Origin of the sequence: Arcobacter vandammei, assembly GCF_016106035.1 — a bacterium.
Lineage (GTDB): Bacteria > Campylobacterota > Campylobacteria > Campylobacterales > Arcobacteraceae > Aliarcobacter > Aliarcobacter vandammei.
Genome location: NZ_JADKPZ010000005.1, coordinates 40,652 through 65,842, shown reverse-complemented (window position 1 = coordinate 65,842; position 25,191 = coordinate 40,652). Strand labels below are relative to the sequence as shown.

27 protein-coding genes and 1 pseudogene are annotated in these 25,191 nt (G+C 28.3%); 7 read left to right on the top strand and 21 right to left on the bottom strand.

Translation table 11 applies throughout. From position 1 onward, the window contains the following. The first annotated feature begins 71 nt into the window (after positions 1-71). Positions 72-668 carry an NlpC/P60 family protein gene (locus tag IQC44_RS03960; RefSeq protein ID WP_198304985.1) on the top strand — a complete coding sequence of 199 codons (597 nt, stop codon included), beginning with the start codon at positions 72-74 and terminating at the stop codon, positions 666-668. Between the two features lie 17 nt (positions 669-685). Further along, on the top strand, positions 686-1,456 hold the full coding sequence (locus tag IQC44_RS03955) for a C40 family peptidase (RefSeq protein ID WP_198304983.1): 771 nt from the start codon (positions 686-688) through the stop codon (positions 1,454-1,456). An 18-nt stretch (positions 1,457-1,474) separates the two neighbouring features. On the opposite strand, the gene IQC44_RS03950 is transcribed toward IQC44_RS03955, so the two are convergent. Beyond that, complete coding sequence (locus IQC44_RS03950; RefSeq protein ID WP_198304981.1) at positions 1,475-2,761, bottom strand: tellurium resistance protein TerC; 1,287 nt, start codon at positions 2,759-2,761, stop codon at positions 1,475-1,477. A 72-nt stretch (positions 2,762-2,833) separates the two neighbouring features. On the opposite strand from IQC44_RS03950, the gene maf reads away from it, so the two are divergent. Beyond that, the gene (gene maf / locus IQC44_RS03945; protein WP_198304979.1) at positions 2,834-3,385 is read left to right on the top strand and encodes a septum formation inhibitor Maf; all 552 of its coding nucleotides are present in this window, start codon (positions 2,834-2,836) and stop codon (positions 3,383-3,385) included. Here the strand turns inward: maf and IQC44_RS03940 are convergent. From IQC44_RS03940 to gap, 10 genes are all read right to left on the bottom strand, one after another. After that, entirely contained in the window at positions 3,372-4,514 is a 1,143-nt protein-coding gene (locus IQC44_RS03940; RefSeq protein WP_228286251.1) for an MFS transporter, read from the bottom strand. The two genes, maf and IQC44_RS03940, sit on opposite strands and share 14 nt — an antisense overlap. A gap of 94 nt (positions 4,515-4,608) precedes the next feature. Then, positions 4,609-5,631: a cytochrome-c peroxidase gene (locus IQC44_RS03935; RefSeq protein WP_198304977.1), complete on the bottom strand. Its 1,023-nt coding sequence runs from the start codon at positions 5,629-5,631 to the stop codon at positions 4,609-4,611. 161 nt (positions 5,632-5,792) lie between these two features. Further along, positions 5,793-7,598 carry a 1-deoxy-D-xylulose-5-phosphate synthase gene (gene dxs, locus IQC44_RS03930; RefSeq protein ID WP_198305120.1) on the bottom strand — a complete coding sequence of 602 codons (1,806 nt, stop codon included), beginning with the start codon at positions 7,596-7,598 and terminating at the stop codon, positions 5,793-5,795. Positions 7,599-7,616: 18 nt separating this feature from the next. Then, the gene (gene hisC, locus IQC44_RS03925; RefSeq protein WP_198304975.1) at positions 7,617-8,720 is read right to left on the bottom strand and encodes a histidinol-phosphate transaminase; all 1,104 of its coding nucleotides are present in this window, start codon (positions 8,718-8,720) and stop codon (positions 7,617-7,619) included. 35 nt (positions 8,721-8,755) lie between these two features. Next, positions 8,756-9,835, bottom strand: a complete 1,080-nt coding sequence (gene pheA / locus IQC44_RS03920; protein WP_198304973.1) for a chorismate mutase — start codon at positions 9,833-9,835, stop codon at positions 8,756-8,758. 8 nt (positions 9,836-9,843) lie between these two features. After that, entirely contained in the window at positions 9,844-11,052 is a 1,209-nt protein-coding gene (gene lysA, locus IQC44_RS03915) for a diaminopimelate decarboxylase (protein WP_198304971.1), read from the bottom strand. 243 nt (positions 11,053-11,295) lie between these two features. Continuing rightward, positions 11,296-12,120, bottom strand: coding sequence for an enoyl-ACP reductase FabI (gene fabI / locus IQC44_RS03910; protein WP_198304969.1), 825 nt, complete (start codon positions 12,118-12,120; stop codon positions 11,296-11,298). Continuing rightward, on the bottom strand, positions 12,120-12,830 hold the full coding sequence (locus IQC44_RS03905; protein ID WP_198304967.1) for a triose-phosphate isomerase: 711 nt from the start codon (positions 12,828-12,830) through the stop codon (positions 12,120-12,122). Before IQC44_RS03905 ends, fabI begins: the two co-directional genes overlap by 1 nt. A gap of 3 nt (positions 12,831-12,833) precedes the next feature. Further along, a complete protein-coding gene (locus IQC44_RS03900; protein ID WP_198304965.1) occupies positions 12,834-14,030 on the bottom strand; it encodes a phosphoglycerate kinase in 1,197 nt (398 codons plus the stop codon). 8 nt (positions 14,031-14,038) lie between these two features. Further along, entirely contained in the window at positions 14,039-15,037 is a 999-nt protein-coding gene (gene gap, locus IQC44_RS03895; protein ID WP_198304964.1) for a type I glyceraldehyde-3-phosphate dehydrogenase, read from the bottom strand. A gap of 90 nt (positions 15,038-15,127) precedes the next feature. Between gap and nadD the strand changes: the two are divergent. Continuing rightward, positions 15,128-15,664 (top strand): annotated as a pseudogene (nadD, locus tag IQC44_RS11510) (nicotinate (nicotinamide) nucleotide adenylyltransferase); the annotation flags it as partial. A 3-nt stretch (positions 15,665-15,667) separates the two neighbouring features. Continuing rightward, positions 15,668-15,994, top strand: coding sequence for a ribosome silencing factor (rsfS, locus tag IQC44_RS11505; protein ID WP_228286254.1), 327 nt, complete (start codon positions 15,668-15,670; stop codon positions 15,992-15,994). A 10-nt stretch (positions 15,995-16,004) separates the two neighbouring features. Here the strand turns inward: rsfS and argS are convergent, their stop codons facing one another. Genes argS through IQC44_RS03840 form a run of 10 tightly spaced genes read right to left on the bottom strand, consistent with a single transcriptional unit; the run spans position 16,005 to position 23,503 of the window. Next, positions 16,005-17,594: an arginine--tRNA ligase gene (gene argS / locus IQC44_RS03885; protein WP_198304953.1), complete on the bottom strand. Its 1,590-nt coding sequence runs from the start codon at positions 17,592-17,594 to the stop codon at positions 16,005-16,007. Between the two features lie 10 nt (positions 17,595-17,604). Then, positions 17,605-17,823, bottom strand: a complete 219-nt coding sequence (gene tatA, locus IQC44_RS03880) for a twin-arginine translocase TatA/TatE family subunit (protein WP_198304951.1) — start codon at positions 17,821-17,823, stop codon at positions 17,605-17,607. A 17-nt stretch (positions 17,824-17,840) separates the two neighbouring features. After that, entirely contained in the window at positions 17,841-18,071 is a 231-nt protein-coding gene (locus IQC44_RS03875) for a Sec-independent protein translocase subunit TatA/TatB (RefSeq protein WP_228286249.1), read from the bottom strand. Positions 18,072-18,130: 59 nt separating this feature from the next. Further along, positions 18,131-18,517, bottom strand: a complete 387-nt coding sequence (gene crcB, locus IQC44_RS03870) for a fluoride efflux transporter CrcB (RefSeq protein ID WP_198304948.1) — start codon at positions 18,515-18,517, stop codon at positions 18,131-18,133. Beyond that, positions 18,507-19,193 carry a lysophospholipid acyltransferase family protein gene (locus IQC44_RS03865; RefSeq protein WP_198304947.1) on the bottom strand — a complete coding sequence of 229 codons (687 nt, stop codon included), beginning with the start codon at positions 19,191-19,193 and terminating at the stop codon, positions 18,507-18,509. The genes crcB and IQC44_RS03865 overlap by 11 nt, the downstream gene beginning before the upstream one ends. After that, positions 19,180-20,250, bottom strand: coding sequence for a hypothetical protein (locus tag IQC44_RS03860; RefSeq protein WP_198304945.1), 1,071 nt, complete (start codon positions 20,248-20,250; stop codon positions 19,180-19,182). The genes IQC44_RS03865 and IQC44_RS03860 overlap by 14 nt, the downstream gene beginning before the upstream one ends. Positions 20,251-20,275: 25 nt before the next feature. Beyond that, on the bottom strand, positions 20,276-20,947 hold the full coding sequence (gene purQ / locus IQC44_RS03855) for a phosphoribosylformylglycinamidine synthase subunit PurQ (RefSeq protein ID WP_198304944.1): 672 nt from the start codon (positions 20,945-20,947) through the stop codon (positions 20,276-20,278). Position 20,948: 1 nt separating this feature from the next. Then, on the bottom strand, positions 20,949-21,194 hold the full coding sequence (gene purS / locus IQC44_RS03850; RefSeq protein ID WP_198304942.1) for a phosphoribosylformylglycinamidine synthase subunit PurS: 246 nt from the start codon (positions 21,192-21,194) through the stop codon (positions 20,949-20,951). A gap of 48 nt (positions 21,195-21,242) precedes the next feature. Next, positions 21,243-22,196: a phosphoribosylaminoimidazolesuccinocarboxamide synthase gene (locus IQC44_RS03845; RefSeq protein ID WP_198304933.1), complete on the bottom strand. Its 954-nt coding sequence runs from the start codon at positions 22,194-22,196 to the stop codon at positions 21,243-21,245. 8 nt (positions 22,197-22,204) lie between these two features. Next, entirely contained in the window at positions 22,205-23,503 is a 1,299-nt protein-coding gene (locus IQC44_RS03840) for a S41 family peptidase (RefSeq protein ID WP_198304932.1), read from the bottom strand. Between the two features lie 114 nt (positions 23,504-23,617). Between IQC44_RS03840 and IQC44_RS03835 the strand changes: the two genes are divergently transcribed. After that, positions 23,618-24,196 (top strand): hypothetical protein, encoded by a 579-nt coding sequence (locus tag IQC44_RS03835; RefSeq protein ID WP_198304931.1) that lies wholly within the window; start codon positions 23,618-23,620, stop codon positions 24,194-24,196. A 9-nt stretch (positions 24,197-24,205) separates the two neighbouring features. Next, entirely contained in the window at positions 24,206-25,189 is a 984-nt protein-coding gene (locus tag IQC44_RS03830) for a hypothetical protein (RefSeq protein ID WP_198304930.1), read from the top strand. Positions 25,190-25,191 lie beyond the last annotated feature (2 nt).

The following is a 25,191-nucleotide window of genomic DNA, read 5'->3' as shown; positions in this document are numbered from 1 at the left end:
ACTTGACATATTTACTATTTTTTACTAAGATAAATAAATTTTTTCACTAAAAAAAAGGGGAGTTAAACCATATGAAAGCTAGTAATATTTTTCTTATTACACTACTTAGTACCCTATTGTTCACAGGTTGTTCTTACAAAACAAGTGAAGAAAGAGTAGATGTTTCTAAGTATCAAAATGCCCAAAAACAGGCTTCTGTACACGAAAAAGCAACTTACCCTGTAAACAAAAATTTAAATGTGAATAAAACAAAAAAGCTTGATGTTTTTAACAGCAAAATTAACTACACTTCTAAGCAAGCGAAAATAAATGATAATTTGTTTGATTTTTACACTAATTGGGAAGGTGTAAGATATAAACTTGGTGGAACTTCAAAAAGTGGAATAGATTGTTCTGGATTTGTGCAAAAAGCTTTAAAAGAGAAATTTAACCTTACACTACCAAGAAGTACAGGTGAACAAGCTCAAATTGGAAAATCTATTAATAAAAATGAACTTCAAATGGGTGATTTGGTTTTCTTTAAAACTGGAAAAACAAACCATGTAGGGATATATATTGAAGATGGAAAGTTTATGCATGCTTCAACAAAAATTGGTGTAACTATTTCTGAATTAGATAATACTTATTTTGCAAAAAGCTACTGGAAAGCTCAAAGAGTTTTTAAATAAAATTATTAGGATAAAAAATGATAAAAAGAATTTCATTCATAACCACATTACTTTTACTGCTTTTAGGTTTACAAACAAGCTTATATGCAAATAATACAAAAACAAATTCAACTAATAAAACAACAAACTCAAAAACTCAAAAACAGATAACTCAGAAACAAACAACTCAAAAGCAGTCAAGCCAAAAGAACAAAACACAAAAAGAGACTAAAAAAGAGGTAAAGGCAAAAGTAAAGAATAATACAAAGCAGGTAAAAACTACAAAAATTCCAACAAATAAGAAGATAGTATCTACAAGTAACAATAAAAAACAAGTAGTAAAACAAACAAATAAAACTACTGTATCAAGTCTATCAAAAAATACAAATTCAAATATTTCAGATCATAATTTAACAAGTTATGCTTATTCAAATGTAGGTCAAAAGAAAAAGGTATTTACAGATTTTTATAATGAAACAAAACATATAAAATATAAAATGGGTGGAACAGGAAATAATGGAACAATAGACTGTTCTGCATTTACACAAAAAATGTTTAAAGAGAAGTTCAATTATGCACTTTCAAGATCTACAGTTACTCAAGTAAATGAAGGAATTGAGATTAAAAAATCTGAGCTTCAACCAGGAGATTTAGTATTCTTCAAAACAAGTAAAGTTGATAAGCATGTTGGAGTTTATACTGGAAATGGAGAGTTTTTACATGCCTCTGTTAAAGGAATTCAATATACAAAACTAGATAAAAAGTTTTATAAAGATACTTACTGGACTGCAAGAAGAGTTATAAACTAAAACTCTTCCTTTTTTGATTTAAATTCCCAAAAACCTCGACATAACAAAAAGTAAAACAACACAAACAAAATACATCTTCATAGCATAAAATATATTTAGTTTAAAAATCTCTTTTGCACTACAAGAGTATCTTGCACTCATTGTAAGATTTAGCCCTGATATTGGAGAAGTACTTACAGTTGTTGCCCAAGCCATCAAAAAAGTCATAGCAAGAAGAGTATGATTTGCATTATTAAAAAAATCTGCAAAGATTGATATAGATATTATTGGGTGAATTCCAATAAAAGCCAAAATTATAAATAGTAAAAGAACAATAGAAGCCACTTTATAATCAAAAATCTCAAAAGGCAATTTAAAATCTACTCCTAAAAGTACACTTCCTATAAATATTCCAAAAAGTCCAGCTACTAAAAAAAGTGAAATTTCATTCTTCATTTTTGGTAAGTCATCTATAATATGAAATTTTAGAATTTTAAAACTATCTTTGAAACCCTTTTTTATAGGTAAAATCAATACTGTAAGTAAAAATGCAAAAGATGATATTAGTAAAATTATTTGTAAATCTTCATATATATAGTGAGTTATTAAAACAAAAAAAGCTAAAAGAAGTGGTAAGTACAAAGTTTGCAAAGAGAGAGGGTAACCACTAAAACTTTCTATTTCAAACTTACTTTTTGTAACTTCAAAATATGTCAAAACAAAACTAGAAAGTGCTAAGAATAGCCCAAAAGAGAGTATTGAGAAGGTATTTAGATTTGGAGCATAAGTTAATGCTGCTGCAAATGCCACAAAAAATGGTGACCAGTAAGCATCACTTGCAAATGATCTTGTCAAAACAATAATTTGTAGTGGCGAGAGCTTTGTTTTTTTGTACATTTTATCTGCAACTAAAAGCAAAGATGAGATATTTATGATAGAACCAAAAAGATGAATACTTAGATAAGTTTTTATAAATGATGCTTTTCCACTTGGAAGTTCAATATTTTTTTCACTTCTTGGAGTTGCTATTAATTTTAAAAATCCTACAGCTATAAGAAGCAATAAAAGATTTAAATTTATACTAAAAGCTTTTGTAAAATCTATATAAAAACCATTTAAATAGCTATAAATAAAAGCCAAAAAAGAAAAAGAAAGAAGAATTAAAGTTAGTTTTTTGGCTTTGATTGTAAAAAATAATAAAAAAGAAGCTATCCAAATACAAAAAATTGAAATAAGTTTTAAGCTACTATCAAAAAAATAAGAATATACACCAAAAATAAAACTTAAAAAAATCAAAACTCCAGAAAACCTAGATAAAATCAACATTATAAACCTTTTTTTTAAAAATGTATTATAGTAAAACTTTGTATAATCCAAAGAAAAATAAAAGGTAAAAAATTGATAAGACTAGGTTCAAATTCACCTACACGAGCAAAAATATTAAGAGATTTTAAAATTGATTTTATACAAAATGGTGGAGATTTTGATGAAGATAGTATAAAAACACAAGATCCAAAAGAGTTTTGCTACATAGCTACCAAAGGGAAATTTGATGAGCTTTACTCTAAATATGGAGTTGTTGATATGCCACTTCTTGTTGCTGATAGTGTGGTTACTTGTGAAGGAAAGCTTTTGAGAAAAGCAAAAAATTACGATGATGCAAAAGCTATGCTGGAACTTCAAAGTGGAAACCAAACCAGTGTTATCTCTTGTATGATTTATAAAAGTAAAAGTATTGAACTTATAGATATTTCTATTACAACTTATGATTTTAAAGAATTTGATAAAAAAGATATGCAAAACTACTTAGATAGTGGTGAGTGCTTTGGAAAAGCAGGAGCTATTATGGTTGAAGGATTTTGTAAGCCATATATAAAAAGTGTTGTGGGGCTTGAAAGTACGGCTATGGGCTTAAGTATTGAAAAACTAATCCCTTTTATGAAGCTCTAAATAGCTTTATATTTATAAATACTACAAAAGAGACAAATAAAAGTAAAAAGACAAAACAAATAAGCATAATATCCCAACCAAAAGCTTTATAAATATATGAAGGGAAAATAGAACCACTTGCACCACCAAGATAGTAAAAAGTAAGATACATTCCAGATGTTAGAGATTTTTGCGAAGCTTTCATAGAGTTTGCAAGTTGAGTGCTAACAGTATGAGTTGTAAACATTCCTATACAAACCAAAAATATAAGTAAGAAAAGGTATAAAATATCACTCACAAGTAAAGATAAAATGGTAAAAATAAAAAAGATTATAGAAGCAAAAATCGTATTTATCTCATTTTTAAAGAAGTTTACAATTTTTTTAGAGTTTAAAGATACCAAAATTCCCATACCATAACCTAAATACAAAAGTGCAATTTGAAACTCTGAAAAATCTTCTGATAAGCTTTTTGCTCTAAATGGTAAAACATTTAAAACTCCAGAAAATACGAAAAACAAGCAAAACATTACAAAATAAACTATCAAAAATCTTCTATCTTTTAAGATATAAATAATATCTGAGAATTTTGGTTTTATTATTGTTGCTTCACCTTGAAAATTTAGTTTTTTAATCAAAATAATAGATAACAATATAGCAAAAGATAAAGAGTAAAAAACAAACTCATAAGAGAAAATTGAAGCAATAAAGCCTGAAAAAACTCTTCCAACAAGCCCACCAAATACAGTTCCTGCAACATAAATAGACATATTAAATTTTACATTTTCTTTATCTATATTTGCCAAAATACTCATCAAAGAGGTTAAAATAGCAGGAATTACCAAAGCTTCACAAAATCTAAAAAATAAGAAAAATTCATAAGTTTTTGATAGACCTAAAAATATATTTGTAATAAGTAAAACCATAGAAGCATTTATTAACATCTTTTTTGCATCTACTTTTTCTAAAATGTATCCATAAATTATTGGAGCAATTGCTAAAAAGAATAAAATTATAGCTGTAAATTGTGAGGCTTCAATAATTGTAATATCAAACTCTTTAGCTAAAAGTGGCTGAAGTGGTTGTGTAGCATACATAACCGACATAGTAACAATAAGTCCATATATGATAATTAATAAATTGCTTTTCAAAATCTTCCTTTAGAAAAAAGATTTTACTCTTAAAGTTATTTGTTTATAGTTAAGTGTTTTAAAAAAGTGTAAACTAAGGCAAAAAGCCTTAGTTTTAATCAAACGATGGTTTTGGAGTTTTGTTTGTAGACTCTGGAAGTTGTGGATAAGTAAATGCTGGTTTATCACCTTTTAAAGCACCTAAGAATGTTACAATCTTACTTGCATCATCATCAGAAATATTAATTCCTAATTGAACAGAACCCATCTCTTTAACTGCATCACTTAAAGCCCAGAATTGACCATTGTGGAAATATGGAGCTGTTTCAGTAATATTTCTTAAAGATGGAGTTTTAACCATACCATTCTCATCACCTTTAAAATCACCTACACTAATAAATTTATATTGGTTAGCAATTTGGAATGGTTGCATTGTTCCACCAAGAGCAATTCCTGTATGACAGGCTGTACAACCTTTACCTAAGAATAAATCTAAACCTTCTTTTTCAGCTTTATTAAGTGCATTTTCATCACCTTCTAAGAATTTATCAAATTTTGACGGAGTAACTAAAACTCTTTCAAAAGTTGCAATTGCAGAAGTAATTTTATCGAAATCAACTTTTACATCTTTACCATAAGCTGTTTTAAACTCTTCTACATAAGCTGGTATAGAGTTAATTCTTTCAACAATAAGTGCTGGTGGTGCTGCCATTTCTGGAGCTGCTTGGATTGGTCCTGCTGCTTGGTCTTGTAAGTGCGGACTTCTTCCATCCCAAAATTGTGCCTTGAAGAATACTGAGTTATAAACTGTTGGAGAGTTTAAGTGAAATGGATTTGCTGTCCAACCATGACCAATTGCTGCAGGAACTCCATCTGCTCCACCAAGAGCAAGGTTATGACATGTATTACATGAGATTAAGTTACTTCTTGAAAGTCTTGGATCAAAATATAGTTTTTTCCCTAATTCAACTTTTGCATCTGTTATTGGATCTTTTGGATCATCAATTAATTTCATCAAAGCTGATTTATCTGTTGGGATTGCTTCTAATCCCGCATTTTTTGCCTTTGTAATTAATGATTGACTTGCAAATAAACTACTTGCACCTAATAAAATTGAAAGCGATAATGCTAATTTCATATTATTCCTCCTAATTAAAATTAGTTAATAATAGGATAATAATTATTAAATGAAAATTAATTTTATAGTTTTTATTGAAATTTATTATAATTTTATCTTATAATACAAGACAAAAAATATCCTATTTAAAGGACATTTTAAAGAAAATTAGTTGTATAGGCTTATTTTATTTTTGAAAGTATTTGATTTGGAAGTAGTTCCAATGACTTTTCAACATCACTTGTATCGCCATGCTCAATAAACATATCATCATATTCAAAAGAGTTTATTTTTACACTATTTATATTTAATTCATTCAAAGCTTCTAAAATAGTACTAGCAACACCACCTAGCTTTTGAGAATCACTAAATACATACCAAGTATCATATTTCTGTGCTAAATTTTGTAGAACTTCTTTATCTATTGGTTTTATAAATCTCAAATCCAAAATTGCAATATCTTCTTCATGAAGTTTTTCAACTTCAATTGCCCTAGAAACACCCGCTCCATAACCTATAAATAGTTTCTTACTAGAACCTTGCTTTAAAATCTCTGCTTTACCAAGCTCAAAAGGTGTTGCTTTAAACTCTAACTCTTTAAAAGAACCTCTTGGATACCTAATAGCACAAGGACTTTCTAAACCATATGAAAAATCAATAGCATTTTTTAATGTTTCATTATCTCTTGGAGCAAATAAAATCATATTTGGAATAAATCTTAAAAAGCTTATATCAAAAACTCCTTGATGAGTCTCTCCATCATTTCCAACAATTCCAGCTCTATCCATAGCAAAAACAACTGGTAAATTCATAATACAAACATCGTGGATAATTTGGTCAAAGCCTCTTTGTAGAAATGTAGAATATATTGTAACAAAAGGTTTAAAGCCCTCTTTTGCCATAGCTGCCATTGATGTAACTGCATGTTGTTCTGCAATTGCTACATCCCAAAATCTATCTGGAAATTTATCTATTAATTTATCCATTCCCGTTCCACTTGGCATGGCTGCTGTTACTCCAACAACATTTTCATATCTACAGGCTAAATCTAAAAGAGCTTCAGAATAGATAGCTGTTGCACTTTTACTTGATGCTTTCTTTGTAAATTCTCCATCTTCAACATTAAAAGGACCAACTCCATGCCAATGTTCGTGTTGCCCTTCAGCTATTTTATAGCCTTTGCCTTTTACTGTTCTTGCATGTACAATTACAGGCTTATTCATCTCTTTTGCAATAGTTAAAGTCTCTATAATCTCATCTATATCATGCCCATCAATTGGACCTATATAATCTATTCCCATCTCTTCAAATAAAATTCCAGGAGTGATTAGTTTAATAGAACTCTCTAATCTTTTCGCTAGATAAGTTGTACCTTCTGGCATATTATTTCTTATAAATTTATCAACTCTTGTTTTAAAACTTTGATAAAATTTTCCAGCAAGTATTTTTGAAAGATATTTCGAAATAGCACCTATTGGCTTTGCAATACTCATTTCATTGTCATTTAAAATAATCACAACAGGAAGTTTTAAATCTCCTAGTTCATTTAGTGCTTCATAAACCATTCCAGCACTCATAGAACCATCTCCAATCATAACAACTGGAACTCTATTTTGCTCTTTTAGCTTAATTGCTTTAGCAGCTCCAGTTGCCAGGGAAATAGAAGTAGAACTATGCCCAGCAACAAAATAATCAGCCTTATGCTCCTTTGGTTTTGTAAAACCACACATTCCACCAAATTGTCTAATAGTTTCAAACTCTTCCCAACGACCAGTAAGAAGCTTATGTGGATAGCATTGATGAGAAACATCAAAAATAAAAGGATCATTTTCTATATCAAAAACATAGTGCATTCCAAGAGTTAATTCAACAGCACCTAAAGTTGATGAAAAGTGTCCACCTTTTCTTGAAACTACATCAATAATTCGCTCTCGTATCTTTGATGCTAAATCTTCTAACTCTTCTTTATTTTTGCCTTTTACTTCAATATTCAAAATAATAAACTCCTAGTTTAACTCTGCTAAAACTTCATCTAAAAGTTTAAATAACTTTGTATTTTGCTCATTTGTTCCAATTGTAATTCTAATAGCATTTAAACCATATCCTGTTAAATCTCGTATAATCATACCTCGCTCTAGTAATTTTTGAGATACAACTTTTGAACTATATTTTCCTAATTTAATAGCTATAAAATTTGTATAAGATGGAATATATTCAAAGCCTTTATTTTGTGCATACTCTTCATATCTTTTCATCTCAATAAAGTTTTTAGATATACACTCATTCACAAACTCTTCATCTTTTAGTGCTTCAATAGCAGCTGCTAAACTTAAAGTTGTAATATTAAAAGGAGCTCTTATTTTATAAAAAGTTGAGATTATATCTATTTGACCAAATCCGTAACCAACTCTCATTCCACCTAATGAATAAGCTTTTGAGAAAGTTCCTAAATATACACTATTTGGGAATTTTGTGATTAAATCTTTTGGGCAGATTTTTTTCTTTTCATCTTTAAAACCTGCAAATTCATTGTAAGCACCATCAACAACTACCAAAGTATTTTTATCAATTTTCTCTAAAAATTTGTAAATTTCATCTTTATCAAAACAATCACCAAGTGGATTATTAGGAACACATAAAAAGATTAAGTCTGCTCCATGTTTTTTATATAGTTTCAAAAGCTCTTTTAAATCAGGTAAATCTTTTTTACATTTTATGATATTTGCTCCAACTTGTTTTGCATAGATTTCATACATAGCAAAAGTTGTTTTTGCCATTAAAACATTTGACCCTTTTTTACATTTTGCATGAACACAAAACTCTAAAATTTGGTCGCTTCCAGAACCAATAATAATATTTTTGCTATCCATATCATATTTTTTTCCTAAAGCATCTTTTAACTCAAACATTGAGTCATCTGGATATAAATACATATTTTTCACAATACTTTCAACTTTAGAAATAACCTTTGGTGAACAACCATAAGGATTCTCATTTGAAGCTAATTTTACTACATCTTTTGGATCTATTCCATACTCTCTTACAACTAATTCTATTGGTTTTCCTGCTTCATAAGTTGAAACATTATTAAATACTTTATTAAATTTCATTTTATTTTTCCTTTTATATTTACTTCTATTATAATTTATATATCTTTTATCTCTTTTACATAAGAACCTAGTATTTTTACACTAGTTTTATGTTTTTCAAGCACTTTTTTAATATTCTCATCATCTTTATGACCATCAAAATCTATAAAAAATATTGAATCACCTTCAATAATATGAGATTTTATCTTTGTAAGATTTATTTTTGCATCATTTAAATCATTTAAAAACTTTACAAGTACACCTTGTTCATCTGGGAATTTTGCAAGAAGTGAAGTTTTATCATTTCCACTTGGTGCATTTTCAAAATCACTTAGTATAAAAAATCTTGTTTTGTTATTGTCTTTATCTTCAATATTTTCAAACAATATTGGAAGATTATACAATTTTGCAGCAACATGAGCACAAATTGCAGCACTGTTTTTTTCAGCAGCTGCTAGTTTTGCAGCTTTTGTTGTACTTTCAACAGGAATTAACTCAACCTCATCAAGACCAAAATTATTTAAAAATTTTCTACACTGATCAAAAGCTATATCTTTTGAATAAATCTTTTTTATATCTTCAATTTTATCGCAAGTCGTTGCTAGTGTATGATGAATTTTCAACACAACTTCTGCAACTATTTTTGAATTAAAATGTGTAAATCCATTTATTGTATCATTTACTATTCCATTTGAAGAGTTCTCTATTGGAACAACTCCATATTTTATCTTTTTTGACTCTAACTCTTTAAATATACCTTTAATTGAAGATACAGAAACATAAGAACTCATAGCTCCAAATCTAGCTTCAGCTGCTTGATGTGTAAAACTTCCTTTTGGTCCAAGATAACCAATATTCTCAGGTAACTCTAAATTTCTTGAAATTGCAAAAATCTCTAAAAACAGAGCTTCAATAGCACTTCTATTTAAAAGACCTTTATTCTCTTTATTTATCTTTTCAAGTCTGTCTATAATAGCTTTTTCTCTCTCAGGTCTATAAATAGCTCCACCACTTTGAGCTTTTATAACTCCTACTTGATGAACAAGCTCCATTCTCTCATTTAGCAAATCAAGAAGCTTATTATCTATACAATCAAGCTTATTTCTTATCTCATTTAAACCATCTTCTATAGCCATATTTCCACCTATTTTATAAATTCAATTTCATGTGCAATTAAATCTTCAAAACTCTCTCTTCTTCTAATTAATCTATCATTTCCATTTTCTACAGCAATCTCAGCAACTCTTCCTCTTGTATTGTAGTTACTGCTCATCGTAAATCCATAAGCTCCAGCACTATAAATTGCTACTAAATCATTGTGGCAAGTTACAGGAAGTTCAATATTTTTTGCAAAGAAATCTCCACTTTCACAAACTGGTCCTACAAGATTACAATCACTAAAATCTCTATTCTCATTTAAAACCTCTATTTTATGATAAGCTCCATAAAGTGCAGGTCTGATTAAATCATTCATTGCTCCATCAACAATTACAAATCTTTTGTTTCCATTTATTTTTTCATATAAAACTTTTGTAACAAAAACTCCAGAATTTCCAACAATAAATCTTCCTGGTTCACAAACAATTGTTAAATCAAGACCAAACATAACATCTAATATTGATTGTGCATATTCATAAGTATCAATTAGTTTCTCATCATCATAAACAATTCCTAATCCTCCACCAACATCCATAAAAGATAGCTCAATTTTAATAGCTTTTAAATTTCTAACTAAATCAGCAACTATTTTAACTGCATCTTTAATTGGTTGAAGCTCTGTTAATTGAGAACCTATATGACAATGAATACCTGTTGGCTCTAAAAACTCACTATTTTTACACTGAATATACATTCTTTTTGCTGTATCAATATCTACTCCAAATTTATTTTCATGAAGTCCTGTTGAGATATAAGGATGAGTTTTTGGATCAATATTTGGATTTACTCTAATAGAAATTCTTGCAACTTTTCCTAACTCTTTTGCTATTATTTCAACTCTATTTAACTCTGCTGCACTTTCAACATTTATCATTAAAATATCAAGTTCTAAAGCCTGTTTTATCTCATCATCACTTTTTCCAACTCCTGAAAAAATAATCTTATAAGAAGGAATACCAACTGTTAAGGCTCTTCTTACCTCACCAATACTAACACAATCAGCACCTGCTCCAAGATTTGCAAGATGTTTTACGACACTTAAATTTGAATTTGCTTTAACAGCATATGCGATTAGAGATTTTCTTGCTCTAAATGACTCTTTTAATTCTGTATATTGTTTTGTAATATGGTCAAAATCATATACATAATAAGGTGTTTGATATTTTTGTGCTAATGCTTTAAAGTCTATATTCATAATTATCCTTCATAAATTTGGTTTTAAAATTTTAAAAACTTTAAAAAAAGTTCTTAAAATTTTAAAAAATTAACTCTATTATCGAAAGTGATTTTACTCTTTTTCTTAATAAAACCTAGAAAATGGATATTCTTAGTCAAAATCAAGGCTTGAAAAATCTTAAGCAAACGAGCTTACTTTTGTAAGTGAGTGCTTAAGATTTTTTGTAAACGAAGATTTTGGCAAAAAGATACATTTTATAAATTATTTGTCTGTACCATTCCATGCGATAGTAGGTTTTTCACCCGAAAAATCAACCGCTGGCATTCCCATAATATTATATCCGCTATCTACATAGTGAATTTCCCCTGTAACTGCACTTGAAAGATTACTTAGCAAATACATTCCAGAATTTCCAACTTCTTCAATACTTACATTCTTTTTAAGTGGAGAGTGAGCTTCATTCCATTTAAGCATAAATCTAAAATCTCCAATTCCTGCAGCTGCTAAAGTCTTAATAGGACCTGCACTAATAGCATTTACTCTAATACCCTCTTTTCCTAAATCTTCAGCCAAATATTTTGTAGTCATCTCTAAAGCTGCTTTTGCTACACCCATTAGATTATAATTTGGAATATATTTTGCTCCACCATAATAAGTTAGAGTTAAAATTGAAGAGTTAGAAGATAAAAGTGGTTTTAGCTCTCTTGTAACTTCGATTAAAGAAAACACTGATATATCCATAGCAATATCAAATGCCTCTTTTGTGATATTGTGAAATCTTCCACTAAGTCCATCTTTTGGAGCAAATGCAATAGAGTGAACGATAAAATCAATCTCTCCTAAATCTTTTTCTAAAGACTCTTTTAGTGTTTTTATCTCTTCTGGTTTTGAAACATCACAAGGATAAACTAAACTAGAACTTCCAAACTCAGCTGCAATTGGTTCAACTCTTTTTTTAAGTGCATCATTTAAGTATGTAAAAGCTATTGTAGCTCCTTGCTCTGCACATGCTTTTGCAATTCCGTAAGCAATCGATTTTTCATTTGCTACACCTAAAATTACACCTTTTTTTCCTTTCATTATCATTATAAATCCTTTGTCTTTTCAATCATTTCTATAAAATCATCAACTTTCCAAGATGCTGTTCCTATTAATGCACCATCTACATTTTCTATTTCACAAATCTCTTTGATATTTTCTAATTTTACACTTCCGCCATATAAAAGTGGTCTGTTTATCTTATTTTTAATTGCACTATGAACTTCTTTTATATCTTCATTTGTTGCAGTAACTCCTGTTCCTATTGCCCAAATTGGCTCATAAGCTAAGATTAGATTAGGATAAGATGTATCAATTCCAATAAACTGTTCAAAAATATACTCTAAAGTCTTCTCTAAACCCTGATCTTTTATCTCTAAAGGCTCTCCAATACAATAAACAATTTTAAAACCAAGATTTTTATAAAACTCAAATTTCTTAGCTATATCTTTTTGGCTCTCTTTAAAAATCTCTCTTCTTTCACTATGTCCTATTAAAATAGTTTTAAGAGCAAACTCGTTTATTTGTTCTAATGCAATTTCACCTGTATATGACCCTTTTATAGCTCCATAAGCATTTTGCACACCAATATCTAAGTTTGAAACAGTAGAAAATGAGTCAAGTGAAGTAGCTGTTGGGAATATTAGTACTTCACTTTTTATTTTGTTTTCTATAAGATAGTTGTTTGTTTTTTCAATAAACTCTTTAGTAGTTGCTCTTGTATGGTTTGTCTTGAAATTACTAGCAATTATTGACATAAATTATTCCTCAATAACAAGTGCTTTTACACCTGGAAGAATTTTTCCTTCAATAAGTTCAAGCGAAGCTCCTCCACCTGTAGATATAAATGTCATATCAGCTTCATCGCCAGTTATTCTTACTAAATCAGCTGTATCTCCACCACCAACAACAGTTGTAGCATAAGAACTAGCTACTGCATGAGATATTTTTGTACTACCTTTTGCAAATTTTTCCATCTCATAAACACCCATTGGTCCATTCCACAAAATAGTGTTTGCATCGCTTAACACTTCACTAAATAGTAGGGCAGTTGCAGGTCCTATATCAAGCCCAATCCAAGCTTTTGGCATCTCTTGAACTGGAACAATTTTTGCTATTGCTTCAGAATCAAAAGCTTCAGCAGCAACTATATCAACAGGTAAATATAGTTTTGTATCCTCTTTTTTTGCTAAATCCATAATTTTTATAGCTTCAGGGATTAAATCCTCTTCAACAAGTGATTTTCCAATTTCATATCCTAAAGCTTTTAAGAATGTAAATGCCATCCCTCCACCAATAACTATCTTATCAACCTTTGGAACAAGATTATATAAAGCTTCAAGTTTTCCAGATACTTTTGAACCACCAACTATTGAAACAAATGGTCTTTTTGGATTTTCAACTATATGGTGAAAAAATTTAATCTCTTTTGCTAGTAAAAATCCAGCTGCTTTATGATTCATATCAAAATATTTTGCAATTCCCTCAACAGATGAGTGAGCTCTATGTGAAACACCAAAGGCATCATTTACATAAACTTCAGCCATAGATGCTAGTTTTTTACTTAACTCTTCATCATTTTTAGTTTCACCTGCTTCAAATCTCATATTTTCTAAAAGCATAATTTCACCAGCTTTTAACTCTTTTGCCATTTTTAATGTCTCGTCATCTACAACATTTGGAGCTAGTTTTATCTCTTGTTTTAGTAAAATATGTAATCTTTTAGCTATTGGAAGAAGTGAATATTTCTCTTCAAATCCACCTTTTGGTCTTCCAAAATGACTTGCTAAAATCACTGAACAATCATTGTCTATACAATATCTAATAGTATTTAAAGCACTTCGTATTCTTCTATCATCTGTAATATTATTGTACTCATCAACAGGAACATTAAAATCACATCTAATAAATACTTTTTTTCCTGCTATATCTATATTTTTAAGCTCTTGTAATTGCATTTTATTCCTTACTTATTTGCTACATAAACAGCTAAATCAACAAGTCTTGCTGAATAACCCCACTCATTATCATACCAACTCATAACTTTTATCATATTTCCACCAATTACTTGTGTTAAATCACTTGCAATTATTGTAGAGTTTGTATTTCCAATAATATCACTTGACACTAACATATCATTATCAACTGCAACTATTCCAGCAAGTTCTTTTGATTTTTTTGTGAAAAGTTCGTTTATTTCCTCTTTTGTTGTATCTTTTTTGATTACAAAATTTACATCTACCATTGATACATTTGGAGTTGGAACTCTTACACTTTGTCCGTGAAGTTTACCATCTAGTTGAGGCATAATTAATCTCATAGCTTTTGCAGCACCTGTACTTGTAGGTATCATATTTTGTGCACCTGCTCTTGCTCTTCTTTTATCAGATTTATGTTTTACATCTAAAATATTTTGGTCATTTGTATATGAGTGAATAGTTGTCATTAAACCTTTTTCAATTCCAAATGCATCATCAATAATTTTTGCTATTGGTCCTAAGCAGTTTGTTGTACAAGAAGCATTTGATACTATTTTTTCACCTTCATAAGTGTGTTCATTTACTCCAACAACATAAGTTTTTGTATCATCTTTTGCAGGTGCTGACATTACAACTTTTTTCGCACCATTATTTATATGTACTTGACAAGACTCTTTTGTCAAATATGCTCCTGTACACTCTAAAACAATATCAGCTCCACAATCTTTTGTAAAAGTTAATTCACTAGCATCTCTAGTTGAATACAATTTGGCATTTATTTTTCCCATTTTTAAATAACCATTTTCAACTTTAACATCTCCATTAAAAGTTCCGTGAACTGTATCATATTTTGTGATATATTCAAGCATATCTGGTTTTGCTGTGTCATTGATTGCAACTAACTCAACATCGTCTCTTGTAGCAATAATTCTAGCTACACATCTTCCTATTCTTCCAAATCCATTTATTGCAACTTTAATAGCCATTTATTCCCTTTATAAAAATTCTAAATAGCAAATATTTTATCCAAAAATTGCTATAATAATATTTAATTATAAAACAAAGGCAAAAAATAGTTGAAAATTGCAATTTTTGGTGGCAGTTTTGATCCTATTCACATAGCACACAAAGCTATTGTTGAAACAGCATTAAAAGAGCTAGATATTGATAAACTTATAATCATTCCAACCTATCTAAATCCATTTAAAAAAGAGTTTTTATTTGAGCCAAATGTAAGATTTGAACTACTTAAGAAAGTTTTTAAAAATAATCCTAAAGTTGAAATTAGTGATTTTGAGATAAAGCAAAAAAAACTAAGCTATACTTATGAGACAATTAGATATATTAAAGACCTATACAAGCCTAGTAAAATCTATTTTATAATAGGTGAAGACAATCTAAAATCTCTTCATAGATGGCATAATATAGATGAACTAAAAGAGAGTTTAGAATTTGTTGTAGCACTTAGAATTGGCTATAACTTAATATCAAAAGATTTTAAAACTCTTGATATAAATATAGATATTAGCTCTACAAAACTAAGAGAGAATTTAGATTTAGATTATGTACCAAAAGAGATTTGGGAAGACCTAAAATATTTAAAAAAAGGAAAAATTTTGAATAATAGAATTGAAAATATAAAAGCAATTTTAGAAGATAAAAAAGCTGTTGATATTGAAGTGTTTGATTTAACATCAAAAGAGTATTTAGTTGATTATGTTGTTATTGCTACAACTTTAAATCCAAAACATGCAAGTGCATTATTAGATCACTTAAAAATTGATTTAAAACCAAAAGGTGAAGAGTTTTTAAGAGTTGATGAAGATGACAACTGGACTGTTATTGATTTAGGTGATGTTTTTATTCATTTAATGAGTGAAAAATATAGAGAAAAATATAATATTGAAGAGTTTTTAGAAAGTTTTGTAAAACCTAAAGATTAAAGAAAAGAGATTACATAATCTCTTTTGCTTCAATTCCTAAAAGTTTAAGTCCAACTTTTATGCTTAATTTTGCCATACTTAAAACTTTTAAGTAAGCTTTTTCATTTTCACTTCCAACAATTTTATGCTCATTATAAAATCTATGTACACTTGAAGCTAAGCTATACAAGTATTCAGTGATTTTTTGCATCTCTCTTTTTGCAAAAGCATCTTCTAAAACAGCTTTCAAAAGTAAAGATTCATAAACTAAATTCAAAGAATCACTATTTAAATTCTCAAAACTTATATCTTTAACATCATCATTTGATATACCAGCTTTTACAAAAACTTGATTTATTCTTGCATGTGCATAATTTATATAAAAAATTGGATTAGTTGAATCTTGATTTTTTAACATATCAATATCAAATTCTAAGTGAGTATCACTTTTTTTTGTAAGGAAAACAAATCTTAAAGCATCACTACCTATCTCTTCAGTAATATCTGACATCAAGATAACTGTTCCTCTTCTCTTACTCATTTTATAGGGTTCACCACCTTTTAAAAGTTGAACCATTTGAGATAGAAGAATTTCTAACTTTGAAGAGTCATTTCCTAAGAATTCAATAGCAGCTTTCACCCTTGTAATATATCCGTGATGATCAGCTCCCCAAATATTTATATATCTATCAAAATCTCTATCATATTTATTTTTATGATAGATTATATCTCCTGCTAAATATGTTGGTATTCCATTATCTCTTACAACAACTCTATCACTATCATCACCAAATTGGGTAGATTTTAAGTAAGTTTTGTCATCTTTATTATAAAGTGAACCATTTTTTTCTAGCACAGATTTTGTACTTTCCCAAGAGCTATATAAAGATTTTTCAGAAACAAAATTATCAAACTCTATTCCCAAATCTTTTAAATCTTTTATAATTAAATTCATAACAAAATCTTTTCCAAAAAGTGCTATCTCTTTAAAATTATCTTCATTATAAATATAATCTTTTCCAAATTTATCAATTACTAAATTTGCAATATCTACTAAGTAATCACCTCTATAATAAACTTCAGGATAGATTACATCTTCATTAAATATAAACTCTCTAGCAGCAAGATTTACAGAAAGTCCTAATAAATCCATTTGAGCACCAGCATCATTTATATAATACTCTGTTGAAATATCATAACCTAAATATTTACCAACTTTTGCCAAACTATCTCCAAAGATAGCTCCTCTAGCATGTCCTATATGAAGTGGTCCAGTTGGGTTTGCTGAAACATACTCTAAAAGAATTTTTTCATCTTTATAAGAACCTTTTGCAAAATCTTCACTATTTTTTAATGCTTCATTTGTAAGTTTTTCAATAAATTTTTTTGATAAAGTAAAATTGATAAAGCCCTTTACAGCTTCAACTTTTTCAAAATAATCTTTATTCTCTAATTTTAAAACCAGCTCATCTGCCAAAATCATAGGAGATTTTTTAAGCTCTTTAGCCAAACTAAATGCAACAGGAGTTGCAAAATGACCTAAAGAGCTATCTTTTGGTTTCTCTAATACAATACTTTTTTCTAATACTTTTTCTATAAATTCTTTAACTATATTTTGCAATGCTATTCTCTTATGATTTTTTTATCTCTTCATTTTGTGTTGGTATTTGCTCTTTTTTCTCATTTTCTTCATTTTTTGCTAAAGCTTCATCATCTTCTTTTATAGCTTTTTTGAAGTTTCTAATACCACTTCCTAAACCTTTTGCAAGTTCAGGTATTTTTTTACCACCAAACAAAATTAATACTATTAGAACTATTATTAAAAGTTCCATTCCACTTGGCATACTCATAAAAATCCTTTATAAAATTATGATTGTTTTGACTCAGTTGCTGTTGATTGTTTTGTTTCAGCTTTTTTGTCATTTTCCTCAATTTTTGAAGCAGTTGCAACTTCTTCATCATCTTCTTTTACAGCTTTTTTAAAGTTTTTAATACCACTTCCTAAACCTTTTGCAAGTTCAGGTATTTTTTTACCACCAAACAAAATTAATACTATTAAAACAATTACCAACAATTGCATTCCACTTGGCATACCCATAAATTATCCTTTTTTTTGATATTGAAATTATTATAACTTCATATTGCTTAAATTTTTTTCTACTTGAAAATTATTTGTGCTATTTTTACACCAATTGCAACAGCAAAGAGTGAACCACCAAGACTTAAAACAATATTTAAAATAGCAAGATTTAAAGATGTTCCAAAGAGCAAATAGCTATCAAGTGCAAAGGTAGAAAAAGTTGTTAAGCCACCTAAAAAACCAGTTATTAAAAGAAATCTCATATTAGTTGATACAATATAAGATGAAAAATAGATGTATAAAAAACCTATTATAAATGAGCCAATTATATTTACAATTAAAATTCCTAAAGGAAAATCTACTGGATAATATTTTTGTTGAAAAAATACAGTATAAGCCCTTAAAATTGAGCCAATAGCTCCACCAATTCCAACTGCAAATATAGTTTGCCAACTAAGAAACATAATTTTTGTACTCTTTGTCAAAAACTTCTCTCATATTTTTTTCACAATCTTCATACCAAGATGTATCTTTTGAAGCCTGAACTGGTTCTAAATATACAACTTTTACAACTCCAGGGGAAGCTTCCATCTTTTGAGAATTTACAATATTTCTTGTATTAAACATAACAACAGGTTGAACTCTTAAGTTAAATTTATTCCCAACCATTTTAGCTCCTGCTTTAAACTCTCCCATATAAGTTCCATCACTTCTAGTACCTTCTGGAAACATTGCAATTGGGCGACCTAAATCTAACCTATTTCTTACATCAGCTAAAAGCTTTATTAATCCTGCTTTATTTTCTCTATCAACACTAATCATTCGTGGAGCTTTGATTATATGTCCAAAGAAAAATAGATCAGCTATCTCTTTTTTTGCAACCCAAGCTATATTTCTATTATGAATGTGTTCCATTACTATAATATCAAGCAAAGATTGGTGATTTAAAATAATCAAATCACAAGATTCATCCAATTTACCTTCAACTTCAAGCTTAATACCAAGAAAAAACATTTGAACTTTCATCCATATTTTTATAACTTTATGAGCTTGATTTCTAAACAAATACATAAAAAATACAACAATAGCAACTGTTATAGAAAATTGAATAAATACTATAAGTCCTCTAATTTTTTTCAAAGCTATCCTCCTTTATCCAACCAATAAATCCATCTTCAATTCCTAAAACTTTTACAAAATGACCTTTTGTCTCTAGCACTTCTACTTTTAACTCTTTATCTGCTTTAAAAAATACAGTTGAATTTTTTGTAGGTAAAATATATACAAAAGAGTCTTGTTTTATCTTACCTTTTTCATTTGGAAGGTTATAAATTAAAGCAAAAATGAAAGTAATTAATACAAAAGGTATTAAATATTTTTTTCTTTTCCAAATAAATAAAAGCAAAAATATTATAAAAACTGTCGCTGAAGCTACCTTTTTATATTTTTCAAAAGTAGAATCATTTGGATTTAAATCTGTTTGCGTACTTACCAACTCATTTTGCAGAATCAAAGGAATTTTTACCTCTTTAAATGAATTTGTAGTTGAATTAAAATATGTGAATGTAAGATTTTTATCATATATTGGAGTTACAAAATAGTAAACTAAATTCTGAATATTTTCCCACTCTTTTATATTTGAAACACCCTGTTCTACAACATTATCTAAATTAAAATCTTCCAAATTAGAGTTTACAGCATCAATATCAATAATAGTTAAAGCTTCTTGATTATTGTACTGCTTTGTTTTATATGCTTTTAAAATTATATTATCAGCTATTACTTTTGAAAATCTATCATCACTTTTACCAATATTTGAAAATCTAATATCTTTTGTCTCTACACTTGAAATATCAATTAAAGAGCTAGAATTCCAAAGTTTTACTTCAATTAGCGGTAATCTAAAGTTTGAAGATTTAACTTTAAAATAAAAGCTATTTTCATAAGTATCATTTGATATTTTTTTCCAAGGAGAACTAGGGTTTAAAACTGTAATATTTGATTGATTTGAAAAGTTTGTTGTTAAAGATGTGAAATCATTTGTAGTAATTAAAGCTTTAACTTTTACTTCAAATTTCTGATTTTTATATACACTATTTGGCTCTTTTAAAACTGTTAGATATAAGTTTTTTGCAGCAAATAGATTTATTGTAAAAATTGTTGTAAAAGCTAATAAAAGTAAATATACTTTTTTCATCTTATTTAAAAATAGAAGAAAACTTCTATTTTAAAAACCCTTTCAGCATATTTACTCCATCAGTAGAACCTAAAATCTCTTCAATTGCTCGTTCTGGGTGTGGCATTAAACCAAATACATTTCTCTCTTTATTACAAATTCCTGCAATATTTGAAACACTTCCATTCATATTTGCTAAGTTTCCAGCTTCATCACAATATCTTAATAAAATTTGCTTATTAATTTCTAGCTCTTTTAATCCAGCTTCATCAATAAAGTAATTTCCATCGTGATGTGCAACAGGAATATTTACAACATCTCCAACTTTTAAAAGTCTTAAAAATTCATTTTGATTATCAACTACTTTTAGATGATGATATTTTGATATAAAGTGTAAAGTATCATTTCTTTTCATAGCACCTGGTAATAATCCAGCCTCTAATAAAATTTGAAAACCATTACAAATTCCTATAACTTTACCGCCATTGTTTGCAAACTTTTTAACATCTTCCATAATAGCTGCAAATCTTGCAATTGCTCCACTTCTTAAATAATCTCCATAAGAAAATCCACCAGGAACTACAACTAAATCAGTATTTTCTGGTAGCTTATCTTCTTTATGCCAAATTACATTAACTTCACAACCTAATTTTTCAAATGCATATTTTGCATCAAATTCACAGTTTGTTCCTGGAAATTGTAGAACTGCTACTTTCATTTTAACCTACTATCTCTACACTATAATCTTCAATAACTGTGTTAGCTAGTAACTTTTCACACATTTTTGTAACTTCTGCTTTAGCACTCTCTTTGTCACTTGAGTTTAGTTCAATAATAATTTGTTTTCCAACTCTAACATCAGAGATTAAATCTTTAAATCCCAAAGTTCCTAAAGCATGATTAATAGCTTTCCCTTGGTCATCTAAAACACCTTTTTTTAATCCTACATTTACAATTGCTTTCATATTCTTGTACCTTTATAATATATTATTTTTTGGATTATAGCCAAAAATTTATTTGCTTAATCTTTCTAAAATTGTGTTATAACCACTTAAAATTTTATCTTTTATCTCTTGTGGAACAACAACAGCTAGTTTCTCACCAGCTTTTAAAGATTTTGATTGCTCTTTCCAGTTCTCTTTTTTACCGAAATCTCTTAAAATTTGTTTATCCATAGAGATAAAATTTGATTTTTCAAAATCTTCTAAAGCTATAAATCTTGAGCTTTCTGGAGTTAAAACTTCATCTCCTAAAACCCAATTTCCATCTTTATCTACAAAAATCTCAAATTTAGTATCAACTACAACTATTCCTCTTGTTTTTGCAAAATCTGTAAAATCTTTGAATAATTTTTCTAAACTTGAAATTATCTCTGAAAATTTATCTTTTACACTACTAGCTTTTAATGGCTCATCTTTTAAACCTTTTGTTGTAGGTGTAAAAATTGCACTATCAAATTTATGCCACTCTTTTAAATCACTTGGTAAATTTAGACCATAAGGGTCAATTCCATCTTTTATAGCTTGGAAAAGTGAACCAGTTAAATAGTTTCTAAAAATCAACTCAAACTGCACAAGTTCTCCATCAATAGTAGCTTCAAGAGGTTTACAAAGTTCCATCATTTGGCATCTTGAAAACTCTTTTACACTAGAAGGAACATTCTCATCTAAAATAGCTGTTCTAATTCCAGCTTTTTTTGCAAAACTAGCTCCAAAATTTGAAATAGCAGTTTGGATTTTCCCTTTTCCTTCTATTTCAAGATTTAAAGGAATATCAAAAACAGAAGTTCTATCACTTCTAACAAGCAATACTTTTGGCTCATCTCCTATGCAACTATATAAGTCTGCATTCTTTCCTATGTAAAAAAGATTATAACCCAAAGTTTCAAGTTCATCTAAACCTTTTTGTGTTGTAGTTTTTTTGCTATCTGGCCAAAGACCCAATTTTTTTATTTTTTCAATATTCATTATCTTTCCTATTTATTCATAATAATTAAACTTTTTAAAATTGCTAAAGAAGTGTTTAGTTGATTATCTTCCATTAAATCATCTTTTGTAATGATTTTTTTACTCTCATCTCTTACAGCTTTTACCTCTTCTTTGATTTTTTCATCAACTTTATTTAACTCACCTTCAAGATGTTTTTTAAGGTCTGCTTCTTTAATTTTTATAGCACTATCATCATTTTTTGTAACTTTTCCAGCTGATGCAACAACATCTGGTGTAACACCTTCAGCCTGAATTGTTCTTCCGCTTGGTAAATAATATTTTGCAATTGTAAGTTTGATATTTTCAGTTTTTTCGTTATCAATTGGAAGAACAGCTTGAACTGAACCTTTTCCAAAAGTCTTTTCACCAATTACAACTGCTCTTTTATGGTCTTGTAAAGCTCCACTTACAATTTCAGAAGCCGATGCTGAACCTTCATTTACAAGAACAACTAAAGGTAAATCTGTTTTAAACCCCATTTTACTCGCTTCAAATTTCTCTTCATCAGAAGCATCTCTTCCTTTTTGTGAAACAATAATTCCACTTCTTACAAACATATCAACAACACCGATTGCTTGATTTAGAAGTCCTCCTGGATTATTTCTTAAATCAAGAATTATTCCTTTAACATCTTTATTTTCTTTAATTGCTTTTTCTAGCTCTGTTGAAACTTTTGTATCAAAACTTGAAATTCTAAGATATAAAACATTTTCATCTTCAAGTTTTTTTGCAAAAACAGATTGAACTTTTATAATATCTCTTTTCATTTTTACTTCTATTGGTTTTGGGTCACCTTTTCTTACTAATGTAAGCTTAATATCAGTATTTGGCTCACCTCTCATCATACTTACAGCTTCATCTAAAGTCATTCCAATAGTAGCAGTTTCATTTATTTTTAAAATAATATCAAGAGATTTAACTCCTGCTTTATATGCTGGAGTATCATCAATTGGAGAAATAACAGTTAAAGCTCCATCTCTCATTCCAACAGTAATTCCAAGTCCACCAAACTCACCTTGAGTTTGAATACTCATCTCTTTAGAAGCTTTTTTATCCAAATAACTTGAATGAGCATCAAGTTCTTGCATTAAACCTTTTAATGCTTTATCAACAATTTCTTGTAATTTTATATCATCAACATAGTATTTTTCAACTGTTCCTATTACTTTTGTAAGTTTTGATAGGGATTCAAATCTTGTTTGTGCAGGTTCTTCTACTTTTTCTTTTGCAAATAGGCTAGAACTTAGTAAAAATGCAACGGAAGTAGCAACTAATAATCTATTCATAATCTTTTCAACCTTTAAAATTTATAGCCCAATATTATACAAAAAAATTCATAAAAGTAATATTTTATTTAAAATTTTGTAATATATCAATTAGTTTTAAAAAAGGTTAATTAAATGAGCATAAAAGACGATGTAAATTATATTAAAAATGAATTGAGCAATGAAGAAAAACTTCTTGAAGGCTTTGTAAAAGGTGAGAGATTTTTTAAAAAATATAAAAATCTATTTTTTGCTTTAATAATTGTGATTATTCTTGGTTCAATATTCTATTTTATAAAAAATAGTCTTGATGAAGCAAATAGATATGAGGCAAATACTCTTCTAAGTAATTATTTAGAAAATGGTGATGAAAAAGCTCTTTTAACTCTAAAAGAGAAAAGTAAATCTCTTTATGAAATTGCTTTATATACAAAAGCAAAAGAGAGTAATGCAAAAGAAGATATTTCTTTACCAATTTTAAAAGAACTTTTAGAGTTTGAACTTGCAAAAAGCGGAAATAATATTGAAGCTTTAAATAATTTATCTATGAAAAGCGATTTTTTACTAAAAGATTATGCTCTTTTTAATAAGGCATTAATTTTGGCAAATGAAGGTAAATATCAAGAGTCAAAAGATACAATATCGAAAATTTCAGAAGATTCAAAAACTATTGAATTAGTAAATTTATTAAACCACTATCTACTTACAAAATAAGGAAAAAATATGAGATCTATTTTAATTTCATCACTTGCTTTAATTTTATTTACAGCTTGTTCTGGTAAAAAATATTATGAGCCAAAAGAGACAAGTAGCAATATTGAGCTAGACAAAAGTTCAATTGGTGCTAATATCAAATCATTTAATAAAGTTGGTGCAACATTAGATGATAACAAATTTGTTACAAAAGCTGGTGTTTCAACTATTGAACTTCCAAAAGGTTTTGAGTTTTTAAATACAACAGAAGATGGGAAAATAATAGCTACAAACTATATTGATAAAATCTTAATAGGAAATGAAGAAAGACCTATGAAAGACCCTATCGTTGCAGCTTCTATTAAAGATAATAAACTAGCTATTGTTCACTCTAACAATACTATGGAATTAATTGATTTATCTTCAAATAAAACTCTATTTAAAGAGTATTTACCTCTTTCATTAGCAAATGATACAAGAGTTGCAAATCCACTATTTTTTGGTAACTTAATTTTATTCCCTACTTTAAATGGTAGAGTTTTAATTGTTTCATCTATAAATAATGAACAAATTAAAAATATTGCTGTTGATCACGAAAATGAGATTAACAATATCATAGAATTAGGTGTAATTGAAGATGAGCAAACACTAATTGTTGCTAGTTCAAATAAAATAGTTTCTATCTCTCCAAAAGAGATTTTGTCAAAAAGCTATAGAATTAGAGATGTTGTTGTTTCTGGAAAAGATATATTTATAGCAACTATTGATGGTCAATTAATCAAATTATCTTCAAGTTTAGAAGAACAAGCAAAGAAAAAATATAAATATGCTAAATTCCATGCTTTAGCTGTTACAAACTCTTTATATGCTGTTGAGTCTCAAGGTTATTTAATAAATATAGATAAAGATTTTACAAAAGATACAGTTTATGATTTCAGCTTTGATAATGAAGAAAGAATGATAGCAATAGGAAATACAATCTACTACGGTTCAAAACAAGCACTTCTTCCATAAAT